Genomic DNA, 12734 nt, shown 5'->3' with positions numbered 1-12734 from the left:
CTGCCCTTGGTGTCAGCCTGCGCCAAACACCTCGCCCACAAACCCGGTCAGGTCTGCCATTTGTTGCAGCGCCATGCCGGACACTCCTCCGGCTTTGCCACCTTTCGGAGCGATGGCCGAGGTGAAACCAAGTTTTTGCGCTTCTTTCAACCTGTTTTCGGTCTGGGGCGTCGGTCTGAGCGCGCCAGAGAGGCTGATCTCGCCAAATACAACCGTGTCGGGTGGCAGGGCGGCGTCTTCGCGCGCGCTCAGCAGCGCGGCGGCCACGGCCAGATCGGCGGCGGGTTCGTTGATCTTCATACCGCCTGCCACGTTCAGGTAAACATCCATGCCGTTGAACGGAATGCCGCAGCGCGCTTCGAGCACAGCGAGGATCATGGCGAGCCTGCCGCCGTCCCAGCCCACGACCGTACGGCGGGGTTGGGAATGGGGTGAGGGGGCCACAAGCGCCTGCAATTCGCACAGGACCGGCCGCGTGCCTTCAATCCCGGCAAAGACGACTGATCCGGGGGATGGCTGGCCGCGTTCGGACAGGAACAGGGCCGATGGGTTGGTCACCTCGGCCAAACCCGCGCCGGTCATCTCGAACACACCGATCTCGTCGGCGGGGCCAAAGCGGTTTTTGACCGCACGCAGGATACGGAACTGGTGGCCGCGCTCGCCTTCGAAATAGAGCACGGTGTCGACCATGTGTTCGACCACGCGGGGACCTGCGATTTGCCCCTCTTTGGTGACGTGACCGACAAGCACGACGCTGATCCCCTTGCGTTTGGCAAAGGTGGTCAGTTCATGGGCAGCGGCGCGGACCTGACTGACAGAGCCCGGGGCGCTGTCGACGGTGTCGAGCCACATGGTCTGGATCGAATCGATGATGGCAAGGCCGGGGGCCTCTTGTTCCAATGTGGTCAGGATATTGCGCAGATTGGTGTCGGCGGCGAGTTTTACCGGCGCGTCGCCAAGGCCGAGGCGCTGCGCGCGCATCCGCACCTGTGCGCTGGCCTCTTCGCCGCTGACATAGATCGTCTTTAGCCCCGCCTGTCCGAACCGCGCCGCCGCCTGCAACAGCAACGTGGATTTTCCGATGCCCGGATCGCCGCCCACAAGGATGGCCGAGGCAGGCACAAGGCCCCCACCCAGTACGCGGTCCAATTCGTCCATTGTGGATCTGGTGCGGGGCGGTGGCGTCTCTTCGGCGCTGAGATCAGTAAGAGTGACGGTGGAGCCACGTTTGGCACCCAGCCCCTTGCCCGGAGAGGCCGACAGACCTGCATCCTCTTGGATGGTGTTCCATTCACTACAGCCGTCACAGCGCCCAGACCATTTGGTAAAGGACGCGCCGCACGCGGTACAGGTGTAGGATGTGGTGGTTTTGGCCATGCCGCCTGATGTGCCAGCGCGGGGCGGCTGCGACAAGCCCTGATCGGGCTATTCGGCACGCATGGGCAGTTGGGTGACCACATTGCTGGGGGTGACCTGAGGCTGGTTCAGTTCGGGCAGGAGCCGCTCCATCTCGTCCAGCAGACGTTCGAGATGGGCCCGGGCCACGTTCTCTTCCAGTTCGAGGCGGTTGATCCACGTGGAAAACTCGCCATGGATAGCGCGGGCATGATCGAGACGCTCGTTGAAACGCTCGATCTCAAACTGGCGTTCTTGCAGGAAAGACCGGGCGCGGGCGACCTTTTCGTCGGAATAGGCCTCGGCCACATCACGGCTGATGTGGGACATCTTGGCCGCCAGTTCGAGCAATTCGGGCTCCAGCATTCCGAGGTCTGGATGGTCACGCAGAAAGGCCAGCCGGTCGCGGGTGCTTTCGAACGCATCGCCAAGGGTAAAAGCGCCGGAGCGGTCGGCATGATGCGCCGCGTGATAGGCGCGGGTGATGTCATCAATGCTGATACTGAATTGCCGGTGCGAGGTTTCCAGTTGCAGGATGCGGGCGTTCGCAGGCAGGAAGACGCACAAGGTGACAGCAAAGATGGTGAGGCCGATCTGGGCGAACATGCCTGCCGATGGCACGGGCGCACCATTCCAGCTGACCGCGAGATCGACCCACGGGACGACACCAAACGCGGCGAGCGCGGTTGCCGCGACCAGAACGACTGCGAGAAGAGCGAAAAGCGCCAGTGCTGCGCGCTGCATGATGGCCGCGACACGCCGCCCGATCTGAATGACATGTACCACGGTCTTCCCCCCAGAAGACAATTCACCACCTGCGCAGCTTACCGCTAAAGGGCCGGAAAAACAGTCAAAAATCCGCCGATGGGCCGGGCCAAGGCTGGTTATTGTTTCCCCTCTGTGGACAATGCGACGGTCAGCGCCGCTTTTGTTCCGTGACGAAGCTGACCCAGAGCGAGGCAACGATGCAGGCGGTGAACAGATAGAGACCCCATGCGGTCTCCAACCGGCCCACTCCGATGCCCTTGGCAAGCGTAATGTAGAGAGCGATGAGAAAGATATCCGCCATGGCCAGCTTGCCCAGCAGCGCCAGCACAGGCTCGACCCGCGGGCTGAGCAGGCGCCAGTGGATCAGCGCGAGGCCGATGGTTTTGAGGTAGGGTGCAAAGAGGGCAAAGACCGTGACCACGAGGGCAAGGAACACATCCGACCCCCAAAGCGACTGTAGCCCGGTGATCACCGAGATTTCCTTGAGATTGAAGAGCGGAAGCAGCCCCGCCTTCATCAGGGGCGCAAACCACGAGACGGGATAGAGCACGAGAAGCGACAGATTCACCCAGCGATGCATATGGTGTCCTTTGGCTGCGTCGTCGGGTGGGTCTGTTTGCTGCGCAAAGGCGCCCACCCGCCGACCCCTTGGTCAGCGCACGGCCTCGATGGGGCCGTCTGCACGTCCGTTGATGAATTGTTGCAGGTAGGGATCGTCAGCGCTGTCCATGTCAGCGACCGGGCCGGTCCAGCGGATTTTGCCACCGTGCAGCATGGCGACGGTGTCGGCGATGGTGCGGACCGATGACATGTCATGGGTGATGGTCATGGTGGTGGCCCCCATCTCGGTCACGATTTCGCGGATGAGATCGTTGATGACACCGGCCATGATCGGGTCGAGGCCGGTGGTTGGTTCGTCAAAAAAGATGATCTCGGGATCAGCGGCGATGGCGCGGGCAAGGCCCACGCGTTTCTGCATTCCGCCGGAGAGTTCTGCAGGCAAGCGGTCGGCCACGTCTGCCGTGAGGCCCACGCGGCGCAGTTTGTCGATGGCGATCGCGCGGGCTTCATCCTTGGGTTTCGCCAGAGATCCCCGCAACAGGCGAAAGGCTACGTTTTGCCAGACAGGCAGCGAATCAAAGAGGGCGGAGCCCTGAAACAGCATTCCAAAACGTGCGAGGAAGGCGTCGCGGTCCGCCTTGGTGACGTCGGTGCCGTCGACGGTGATCGTGCCTTGGTCCGGGATGACGAGGCCGAGAACGGATTTGATGGCAACCGATTTGCCGGTGCCGGAGCCGCCGATGATCACAAGCGAGGTGCCTTTGGGCACCTCGAGGTTCACGCCGCGCAGGACATGGTTTTGCCCGAAGCTCTTGTGGACGTTTTCGAGTTTGATCATGCGGCGCACCCTATGGGTTGGGACGGGTGCCTCCGGCGGGAGTATTTGGAAAGAGAAGAAGGGGAGGTCATACCGAGAAAAAGACCCCCGTTAGGACGAAATTGGCGGCAAGGATAAGGACGGCGGCAGCTTCGACGGAGCCTTTGGTGGCGCGGCCCACGCCTTGGGCGCCGCGGCCTGATTGCATACCGAAATAGCATCCCATGAGGGCTGCAATGCAACCGAACACGGCCCCTTTTGCCAGAGATGAGGCGATATCGCGCGCCTCGAGGAAATCCACGGTGTTCTGGATATAGGTCGCCGCGTTGAAGCCGAGTGTGCCCGTGGCGACGGCGTAGCCGCCAAAGACCCCGATGATGTCACCCACGCCTACAAGCAACGGGACCACCAACGTGGCGGCGAGAACGCGCGGCACGGTTAGGTATTTCATCGGATGCGTGCTGAGCGTGACGAGCGCGTCGATTTGTTCGGTCACTTTCATCGTCGCGATTTCGGCGGCGATTGAGGAGGTGACGCGCGCAGCGATCATCAGGCCCACGAGTACGGGGCCAAGTTCGCGTACCATGCCGATGGCCACGATCTGCGGCACCACCGCTTCGGCGTTGAAACGGGCACCGCCTGCATAGATTTGCAATGCCAGCGCCCCCCCGGTGAAGAGCGCGGTCAGGCCCACCACGGGCAGGGACAGCCAGCCGATATTCAGCAGCGCGAGGCCAAATTCGCGCGGGTAGAACGGTGGGCGCACCAGATGTGTCACTGTTGCACCGCCAAAAAGCGCCACACGACCGATGGCGGCCAGAAGGGCGAGCACGCGTCGGCCCAGAGCCGCCAGCACGCTCATTCCACGTAGTCCCTTTGGTATCGCCCGCCCATGGCCGTCAGGATTTCGTAGCCGATCGTTCCCGCGGCTTCTGCCAGCGTATCGACGGATGTATGTGGTCCAAGCAATTGCAACATCTCTGGATCGTGGCGCATTTCGGTTACGTCAGCCGTGATCAGGTCCATGGACACGCGTCCCACGACGGGGCAGGCGGTCTCACCTGCGTAAAGCGTCGTGTGCGGTCCGATGGCGCGGATCAGCCCGTCGGCATAGCCGCCAGACACGGTTGCGATGCGCGAGGGGCGTCTTGCGGTCCACGTGTTGCCATATCCCACTGTTTCTCCCGGCGCCACATCGCGGATCTGGATCACGGGCATGTCGAGGGTGACGACCGGTTCGGCATCCACAAAGGGCAGCCCGCCATAAAGACCTATGCCGGGGCGCGTGAGGTCGAAATGATAGTCAGGCCCGAGAAGGACACCGCCTGTGGCGGCCAGCGACCGGGGGATGTCGATCCCGTCGGTCATGTCGCGGAACGTGTTGAGCTGTTGCGCGTTCATCGGATGATCCGGATCGTCGGCGCAGGCCAGATGTGACATCAGCAGCACCGGCTTTTGCGCAACCGCAATATCACGCACGGCAGACCATTCACCGGGCTCCATGCCCAGCCGGTTCATGCCGCTGTCGAGCTGGATGCCAAAGGGTGCGCCCGGCAGAGCCTCAACGTGGCGCAGCATCTGGTCGACCGAATTCAGGTGCGGGATCAGATGCGCGGTGCGGATCGCTTCGGTATCGCCTGCCATGTGGCCGGAAAAGACGTGGATTTCAGGACCGAAGCCCAGATGGGCGCGCAGGTCAGCCCCCTCTTGCGCTGTCGCGACAAAGAAGTGGCGCGCGCCCGCCGCCGCCAATGCGTTGGAAACATGTGGAGCGCTGAGGCCGTAGCCGCTGGCCTTGACCACGGCGGCGGTCTCACATTCGGTTTGTGCGTCGAGAGCCTGCCAGTTGCGCACGATGGCGCCAAGGTCGATTGTGAGCGTCGCAGATGTCATGCGCGCCTGTTTGGCAGTCCCGAAGCCCTTGGAAAAGGGGGAAAACGCATGTGCATGGTCACGGTTCGGCAAAAATGGCGCGGTTCCGCTCCCAGATGTCTTCGCCGATGCGGCAATTGTAGGGGGCGGTTGCCTGTGCGCGGTACAGGCGTGCGGGCAGGGCGCTGATTTCCAGCACCAGCTTGCGGCGCACGGCGTCCTCGAACTCTGCCCAGTTGGTGACGGGGATCATGAACGCGCCTGTGCCACCGATTACGCACGCGGTGTAGTAGGCATCAAGATCGGGGATGTCCCAGCGTGAGAAAAGACTGTCGTCCCGTGTCATCAAAGGCAGTCCGTTGATCGTGATGCCCTGGGCCAACACGCGGTCGCGGGCATCTGTCACACCAGCACCCATATTGTTGGGTCCGTCGCCGGACACATCTATAACCCGGCGCAACCCCTTGAATCGATTGGCTTCGATAGAGGCCGCGGCGTGGATCAACGCGGCCGATATGGAGGTACGGCGCAACCCTTCGTCGAACTGCGCGGTCAGCGTGTCAGCGATTTCTTGTGCTTCTTGGGGAGTTGCGATCATCGTCCATGGCACGATTGTCCGCTGATCCCAGACGCCTGCCCATTCCACATAGGTTATGGCGATGCGACCCAGCGGCCCGCGCGCAATGGCGGCCTGAACCTCGGCGCTGGACAAAGCGGCGGCATAGCCACGCCGCTGAATTTCCAACTCGAACGGTTGCATGGAGCGGGACACGTCGACCGCCAGAAACAACTCCACGTCGACCTCGGTACGGGTCTGCGCCGCAAGCGGGGCGCACAAGAGCAGCAGGATCAGGGTCAGGTGGCGCATAGCCACATCTTCGACGGCGGGTGCACCGCCTGTCCAGTCAACTGTGGGTTATGCAGGCGGTCTGCCTCAGAATTCCTGATCGCCGCCGCCCTGTTGCCAGGCTTGCACAAGATTTCCAAAGCGCGTGAAGCGTCCTTCGAAGCTGAGGTCGATGGAGCCGATGGGGCCGTGGCGCTGCTTGCCGATAATCACCTCGGCGCGGCCATGCAGGCGTTCCATCGCCTCTTGCCATGCGGCCATCGCTTCGAGATCGTGATCGCCCGGTTTTTCGCGTTCCTTGTAGTATTCTTCGCGGAACACAAACATCACGACGTCCGCATCCTGTTCGATCGAACCCGATTCCCGCAGGTCCGACAACTGCGGGCGCTTGTCCTCGCGGCTTTCCACCTGACGCGACAGCTGCGACAGGCCGATGACGGGGATGTTCAGTTCCTTGGCGATGGCTTTGAGCCCCATGGAAATCTCGCCAATCTCTTGCACGCGGTTGTCGGAGGTGCCGCGCACCAGCTGGATGTAGTCCACGATCAACATGTCCAGACCGTGTGTCCGCTTTAGGCGGCGGGCGCGGGCGGCCAGTTGGGCAATGGGGATCGAGGGCGTGTCGTCGATAAAAAGCGGGCAGGCCTCAAGCGCCTTGGCCGCTTCGACAAAGCGGCGGAATTCGGCTTCGGTCATGTCACCGCGGCGGATTTGTTCACTGGGCACTTCGGCGGCTTCGGACAGAATCCGGGCGGCGAGTTGTTCGGCACTCATTTCGAGGGAAAAGAACCCAACCACGCCGCCTTCGATGGCGCCTTCGGAGCCGTCGGGCTTGAGGCCCTTTTTGTAGGCCTTGGCAATGTTGAAGGCGAGGTTGGTGGCAAGTGACGTTTTCCCCATCGACGGACGACCGGCAAGGATCAGAAGGTCGGACGGGTGCAGCCCGCCCAGCTTTTTGTCGAGGTCGATCAGGCCGGTGGAGATACCGGCCAGCCCGCCTTCGCGCTGGTAGGCGGCATTCGCGACATTGACTGCGTCCGTTACGGCCTTGAGAAAGCTTTGGAAACCACCTTCGGACGTGCCTTGTTCGGCCAGTTTGTAGAGCGCTTGTTCCGCTTCGACGATCTGTTCCTTGGGCTCGGATGCGACGTCGACCTTTGCTGCTTTGGCGCTGATGTCGCGGCCCAGTTGGATCAGGTCGCGGCGCACCGCAAGATCATAGATCATCTGGGCATAGTCGCGCACGGCAAAGGCACTGATGGCCGCCCCCGCGAGGCGGGCCAGATAGGCCGGTCCGCCCAGCTCCTTCAATCCCTCGTCATCCTCCATGAACGCCTTGAGCGTCACAGGGCTGGCAAGGTTGTTCTTGGCGATGCGTGCGGCGGCGATGTCAAAGATGCGGGCGTGCACCGGATCATAAAAATGTTCCGCCGTAATGACCGACGCCACGCGGTCATAGATGTCGTTATTGGTCAGAATCGCGCCCAGCAATTGCTGCTCGGCCTCGATGGAGTGGGGCATGGTTTCGGCATCCTGTACCGCCACACCTGTTGGATTGATCGCTGCGATCTCGTTCATGCCCCACCCCTGCTCGATTTATGTGCGCCCGTTCCCCCCGGGTTGGGCTGGTGGTGCCACAAACGCAGGGTGTTTGAAAAGGCGGAGTAACTTTGGGGATAACCCCGTGGATCAGTGCAAAAGCCGGTTTACACAATTCCACATATGTCCGCGTTGGTTTGTCAGCCTACCATATGTGGGGCCGTGAGGGCAAAGGAATCATGTTTGTGCACATGTATCCACAGCGCGAATTTTCTGTGGACTATGCTGGACGGGTGCGTATTGAACCCGTGCGCCTACGTTCGGGCTGCTTGCCATGCGCGGGGGTCTTGAAGAAAGGCTTCGACCCCATCCAGCGTGCGCGCGTCGAAGGCCTCTTGGGCCTTGGCTTCGGCCAAAACATCCCACCACGTGCAAAGGTGATGCAAGGCAACGCCATGATCGCCAAGGGTCTTTTCGGTCTCGGGAAAGATACCATAGTAGAAGATTACCGCAGTGTGTGCGCAGGTCGCGCCGGTGTCCCGGATCGCATCCACAAAGCTGAGTTTCGAGCCACCATCGGTGGTCAAATCTTCCACCAGCAAGACGCGCTGCCCCTCGGTCATGTCACCTTCGATGCGGGCGTTTTTACCGTATCCTTTGGGTTTTTTGCGCACATATGTCATCGGCAGCGCCATACGTTCGGCCACAAAGGCAGCAAAGGGGATGCCTGCCGTCTCGCCACCTGCGATATTGTCGAACGCCTCAAAGCCCACATTGCGCATCACGGTGACGGTGAGGAAGTCCATCAATGTCGCACGGATGCGCGGGTGCGAGATCAGTTTGCGGCAGTCGATATAGGTCGGGCTGGGCAGGCCGGAGGCCAGAGTGAACGGCTCAGCCGCATTGAAATGCACGGCCTTGATCTCAAGCAGCATCCGCGCGGTGAGGCGGGCAATGTCATCCTGTGTGGGGTAGCTGGTGGGGATCATCGTGCTGTCTTTCTGGCGTTGTTTCGGATGGGGCGCGGCGGACGCCTCCGGCGGGAGTATTTACAAAGAGAAGAAGATCAGGATACCCGCCATTCAAGCGCAAAGCCCGGGTCAAAAACGGTTACGGGGCCGTCTTCGGTATCGATATGGGTTGGCAGATTGGGCGGGGATTTGGTGAGCGTCACGGTGTCCGTGTTGACCGGAAGGCCGTAAAAGACAGGCCCATTGCGGGAGGTGAACGCCTCCAGCCTGTCGAGAGCGCCCTCTGCTTCGAACACGTGTGCAAGGATAGGTAGGGTATTTGGGGCAGTAAAGCACCCCGCACAGCCGCAGGGCAGAAGCTTGTTCGCGTCGGTGTGCGGCGCGCTGTCCGTGCCGAGGAAGAACCGCGGCGCGCCGGAGGTTGCGGCATCGCGCAGGGCAAGGCGGTGTACCTCGCGTTTGGCCACGGGCAGGCAGTAGTAATGCGGTTTGATACCCCCGGCGAGGATGTGGTTGCGGTTGATCACAAGGTGATGTGTGGTGATCGTAGCGCCGAGGCTGTCGTCTTGGGCGCGTGCGTAGGCCACGGCGTCGGATGTGGTGATGTGTTCCATCACGACCCGAAGGCCGGGCGTGTTGCGCCGGATCGGGTCGAGCACGCGGTCGATAAACACAGCCTCGCGGTCGAAAATGTCGATGTCGGCGTCGGTGACTTCGCCATGCACGCAGAGGGGCAGTCCGATATCGGCCATACGTTCGAGCGTGGGGCGGACCTTGTCGAAGTTGGTCACGCCGGAGGCGGAATTGGTTGTGGCACCGGCGGGATAAAGTTTGACAGCCTTCACCAGACCGCTGGCGTGGGCTGCGGCAACGTCGTCTGGATCGGTATCTTCGGTGAGGTACAGCGTCATCAACGGCTCGAATTGCGCGCCATCCGGCACAGCCGCGAGGATACGATCGCGGTAAGCGGCGGCCTGCGCGCCCGTCACAACGGGAGGGACGAGGTTGGGCATGATGATGGCGCGGGCGAAATCGCGTACGGTCCAGGGCAGAACGGCGCGCAGCATGGCGCCATCGCGCAGATGCAGGTGCCAATCGTCGGGGCGGGCAAGGGTCAGAGACGTCATGGCGGCGGGACTAGCACGCCGCCTTGCCGCGTTAAAGGGCGGCTGCGTCGGTGTCGCCTGCACCGTCGTCGTCCTGCTGCGCCTCGATCTCGGCCAGACGGCGCTGGAAGCGGGGCGCTTTCATCCGGTTGGTGACATTGCGGGCCAACATCTCGACCAGTTCTGGGCGTTCGCGGGCATCGAGCGCGGCCATCACGCGGCGCAGGTACGGGCGGTGCGTGCGGCGCGCGCGGAACATCGTGGCAAAGCGCGCTTGGGTCAGGTCATGTTCTGCGGCCTGTTTCAGCAGCGGCAACAGGATGCCCATCTGCATCATGTCGCTTTGGATCGCGTCGCCCATATGCCGCATCCGCAGCTTGGTCACACCGGTGCGCGTGAACAAGGCCGCGTGCATCGCATCAAGCGTTTCGGATGGGTCATAGAGGACAAAGGCGTGTGCACATGCATCAAGCATGTCGGGCGCATAGCCATAACGCGAGGTAAAATCGGTGCGTCGCATTTCGGTGAACCGGTCGTCCCATTCCGTTACGCGTGGATCAAGCGTGGCCTGTGGTTGGATCGCCACCACGCGCGCGCCCGGCGCGGCCACAGAGAAGGCAGCGGCGGCATAGGCACAGGGACCCGCGCCGTAGAACAGGATGTTGTCAAATTCATCGAAAAAGCCGTCGTCGATCAGACGGTCAAAGAGGCCAAAGACGTTGCGGTCACGAAACCACGTGTCGCCATCGGACACGATGCACAGGTTAGACCAATCGTTGTCCCGCACCATCGACCATCCGAGCGGTTCCGCCGTCTCTGACAATGCGCGGATACCCTGCACGGTCTCGAACGTCACGATAAGTGTGTCGCCACGGCGGATATGGGTGGCGAAATGGCGCTTGCCCAAGGGTTGAAAGAAACCTTCGGCTTCGGCGATTTCGGCAAGTTTGCTGAGCCATCCGCGCTTGGGCAGATCGGCAAGATCAGGGTCAAACACCTGTACGTTGTCCTGCATCGTTACGTCCTCACGTCCCGCATTACGTGCGGGTTCAGCCCGGGGATACGAGGCAAAATAGGCAGAATTGAGGAAAATTTTAGGGGCTACTGTGCCACCTGGTGTTCTGAACTGCGTGCTTTGTTGGCGTAATTCACCATGAATTGTGCGGCATTTGCGGGCACCGGCAGGGTGGGGGGCGTCATCAGCAAGCGTCCAAAAAGCGCGCGAAACGGTTCTTGCTCCATCAGGATGTCAAAGCGCGCCTTGCGCCATGAAACGGCGGCGTCGTGCAGGCGGGCAAGGGTGTCATCGGCCTTGAGTGTGGCGAGGCTTTCATCCCGCGCGGTGTCATAGCGGCGGATGCTGTCGTCGGCATCGGTGCTGAAGTTACGCTCGACCCAGTAATCCAGCCCCAGCAGATCGTCCGAATGCACAGCACGCCCGCGGTCCGCCTTGAGCACATAGCCTTCCATGCTGCCCAGCGGATAGTGATTGATCTGCGCCAGCCCGTAATTCGGGCGGCCAAAGTTCGAGAAAATGCGCCGCGTCTTGAACTGATCATCCAGCGCGCGGCCATGGCTGTCGTACCAGCGCGCGCCTTCCAGCTTGGTTTTAACGGGATCGCGGGGGCGGTGGATGCCGGGTTTGCGATACGTTCCGTCATTGGCATAGAGCGTTTTGAACATCGACGCGCGCCACGGCCAGTAGAGGATGTCAGGCGCGGCCTTGGCAAAGCATTCGGTCACGGGCCGGTCGGCAAATCGGACCTGCCCGTTGTTGCCAAAAATCCGCCATGTGAGCGTAATTGCCGTCGCCTCGGGCAGAGCGGCGTGCAAGGCAGACAGGGTGCCGTCGCCGGTGTGGACGTTGACAAATTCATCCACGTCCAGCGGCAAAATCCAGTCGGCCTTGCGCAACTGATCCATTTTGGCCGCCGCCTTCATTGCGGTGAACTGGATGCCCCCCTTGTCGTAGGGACCGGGGTTGGGGACATGCGTGAGCCAGCCTAGCGCCTGCAACCGTTCCAGCATCGCATCCGTGCCATCATCGCAGTCATTTGAAAAGACCAGAAAATCGTCAAATCCCACGGCGCGATGATGCGCCAGCCATTCCAGCAGAAATGCCGCCTCGTTGCGGACCGTCAGAATGGCAAGGTGGCTCACTTGACCAGCCAGCTCCTGCGGAAGGTGACAACCTTCTGATTGGACAGTTTCGGAAAGTAGGCCAGTCCAGCCGCCATGAACGCCTGAAACACGGCCGAGACGCCTTCGGGGCCGATCCATTGCGGGTGCAGTTCGACCACTGCTGCGCGCAAATTGGACAAGTCCATCAGCGGGATCAGGTCAGCCTCCGCCCCTTCGATGTCGCAGACCAAAACGTCGGGTTTGATCGCTTTCATCTCGGATTTGACGTTGCGCACGTCTACCGTTTCGGTGCGCACGACGCCCTTGCCGTCCATCTCGTCCAGAGACGACGCGATTAGCGAGCCGCGCACAAAAAATGGGGCTGTCCCCTTGCGCTTGCCCAGAATGGCATGGTGCACCGTGGCGTTGTCGACCCCATTGGCTGCGTGGGTTTCGGCGATATAGCCAGCAAGCGTTCCGTTGGCCTCGAACACATGGATGTGATCAACCTTGCGGTTTGTCCCGATCAGAGACGAGATGAAACCGACGCCGCCACCCAGTTCCATGACTGTGTCCCCCTCGCGCACCACCCGCAGGACCGCCTTGGCTTCCTTAGTCTCGTAGGCGCCTATGCGCAGCGCGCGCCGGATGCGTGGGGGCAGGACGTCCGGTCGCTTGGGAAACTTGAGACTGCCGGATTTGATGAAATCAACTGTCGGGGTGGTCGCGCCGTCCAT

The 12734-nt window shown here is 61.6% G+C and carries 13 protein-coding genes; all 13 read right to left on the bottom strand.

Annotated features, from left to right (window positions below):
* Nucleotides 1-12: 12 nt before the first annotated feature.
* A complete protein-coding gene (gene radA, locus Q1A85_RS07885; RefSeq protein WP_299687067.1) occupies nt 13-1377 on the bottom strand; it encodes a DNA repair protein RadA in 1365 nt (454 codons plus the stop codon).
* A gap of 48 nt (nt 1378-1425) precedes the next feature.
* On the bottom strand, nt 1426-2181 hold the full coding sequence (locus tag Q1A85_RS07880; protein WP_299687065.1) for a DNA repair protein: 756 nt from the start codon (nt 2179-2181) through the stop codon (nt 1426-1428).
* A gap of 130 nt (nt 2182-2311) precedes the next feature.
* The gene (locus Q1A85_RS07875; RefSeq protein WP_299687063.1) at nt 2312-2743 is read right to left on the bottom strand and encodes a paraquat-inducible protein A; all 432 of its coding nucleotides are present in this window, start codon (nt 2741-2743) and stop codon (nt 2312-2314) included.
* A 72-nt stretch (nt 2744-2815) separates the two neighbouring features.
* The gene (locus Q1A85_RS07870; RefSeq protein ID WP_299687061.1) at nt 2816-3562 is read right to left on the bottom strand and encodes an ATP-binding cassette domain-containing protein; all 747 of its coding nucleotides are present in this window, start codon (nt 3560-3562) and stop codon (nt 2816-2818) included.
* A 67-nt stretch (nt 3563-3629) separates the two neighbouring features.
* Nucleotides 3630-4403 (bottom strand): ABC transporter permease, encoded by a 774-nt coding sequence (locus tag Q1A85_RS07865; protein ID WP_299687059.1) that lies wholly within the window; start codon nt 4401-4403, stop codon nt 3630-3632.
* Nucleotides 4400-5434 carry an alanine racemase gene (gene alr, locus Q1A85_RS07860; protein WP_299687057.1) on the bottom strand — a complete coding sequence of 345 codons (1035 nt, stop codon included), beginning with the start codon at nt 5432-5434 and terminating at the stop codon, nt 4400-4402. Before alr ends, Q1A85_RS07865 begins: the two co-directional genes overlap by 4 nt.
* A gap of 58 nt (nt 5435-5492) precedes the next feature.
* Nucleotides 5493-6281, bottom strand: a complete 789-nt coding sequence (locus tag Q1A85_RS07855; RefSeq protein WP_299688555.1) for a DUF1194 domain-containing protein — start codon at nt 6279-6281, stop codon at nt 5493-5495.
* 66 nt (nt 6282-6347) lie between these two features.
* Nucleotides 6348-7838, bottom strand: coding sequence for a replicative DNA helicase (locus Q1A85_RS07850; RefSeq protein WP_299687055.1), 1491 nt, complete (start codon nt 7836-7838; stop codon nt 6348-6350).
* A gap of 275 nt (nt 7839-8113) precedes the next feature.
* Nucleotides 8114-8788 carry an orotate phosphoribosyltransferase gene (locus tag Q1A85_RS07845; RefSeq protein WP_299687053.1) on the bottom strand — a complete coding sequence of 225 codons (675 nt, stop codon included), beginning with the start codon at nt 8786-8788 and terminating at the stop codon, nt 8114-8116.
* Between the two features lie 77 nt (nt 8789-8865).
* Nucleotides 8866-9897 carry a dihydroorotase gene (pyrC, locus tag Q1A85_RS07840; RefSeq protein WP_299687051.1) on the bottom strand — a complete coding sequence of 344 codons (1032 nt, stop codon included), beginning with the start codon at nt 9895-9897 and terminating at the stop codon, nt 8866-8868.
* 31 nt (nt 9898-9928) lie between these two features.
* Nucleotides 9929-10891: a phosphoadenosine phosphosulfate reductase gene (locus tag Q1A85_RS07835; RefSeq protein WP_299687049.1), complete on the bottom strand. Its 963-nt coding sequence runs from the start codon at nt 10889-10891 to the stop codon at nt 9929-9931.
* A gap of 86 nt (nt 10892-10977) precedes the next feature.
* Nucleotides 10978-12036: a glycosyltransferase family 2 protein gene (locus Q1A85_RS07830; protein ID WP_299687047.1), complete on the bottom strand. Its 1059-nt coding sequence runs from the start codon at nt 12034-12036 to the stop codon at nt 10978-10980.
* A complete protein-coding gene (locus Q1A85_RS07825) occupies nt 12033-12734 on the bottom strand; it encodes an FkbM family methyltransferase (protein WP_299687045.1) in 702 nt (233 codons plus the stop codon). The genes Q1A85_RS07830 and Q1A85_RS07825 overlap by 4 nt, the downstream gene beginning before the upstream one ends.

This window comes from uncultured Tateyamaria sp. (assembly GCF_947503385.1).
Taxonomy (GTDB): Bacteria; Pseudomonadota; Alphaproteobacteria; order Rhodobacterales; family Rhodobacteraceae; genus Tateyamaria.
Note: the sequence above shows the minus strand (reverse complement) of the source record. Positions and strands in the feature narration are given on the sequence as shown.

Coding starts and splice junctions, on each gene's coding strand:
- radA (WP_299687067.1), bottom strand. CDS start 1,377: ATGGCCAAAACCACCACATCCTACACCTGTACCGCGTGCGGCGCGTCC.
- Q1A85_RS07875 (WP_299687063.1), bottom strand. CDS start 2,743: ATGCATCGCTGGGTGAATCTGTCGCTTCTCGTGCTCTATCCCGTCTCG.
- Q1A85_RS07870 (WP_299687061.1), bottom strand. CDS start 3,562: ATGATCAAACTCGAAAACGTCCACAAGAGCTTCGGGCAAAACCATGTC.
- Q1A85_RS07865 (WP_299687059.1), bottom strand. CDS start 4,403: ATGAGCGTGCTGGCGGCTCTGGGCCGACGCGTGCTCGCCCTTCTGGCC.
- alr (WP_299687057.1), bottom strand. CDS start 5,434: ATGACATCTGCGACGCTCACAATCGACCTTGGCGCCATCGTGCGCAAC.
- Q1A85_RS07855 (WP_299688555.1), bottom strand. CDS start 6,281: ATGCGCCACCTGACCCTGATCCTGCTGCTCTTGTGCGCCCCGCTTGCG.
- Q1A85_RS07850 (WP_299687055.1), bottom strand. CDS start 7,838: ATGAACGAGATCGCAGCGATCAATCCAACAGGTGTGGCGGTACAGGAT.
- Q1A85_RS07845 (WP_299687053.1), bottom strand. CDS start 8,788: ATGATCCCCACCAGCTACCCCACACAGGATGACATTGCCCGCCTCACC.
- pyrC (WP_299687051.1), bottom strand. CDS start 9,897: ATGACGTCTCTGACCCTTGCCCGCCCCGACGATTGGCACCTGCATCTG.
- Q1A85_RS07835 (WP_299687049.1), bottom strand. CDS start 10,891: ATGCAGGACAACGTACAGGTGTTTGACCCTGATCTTGCCGATCTGCCC.
- Q1A85_RS07825 (WP_299687045.1), bottom strand. CDS start 12,734: ATGGACGGCGCGACCACCCCGACAGTTGATTTCATCAAATCCGGCAGT.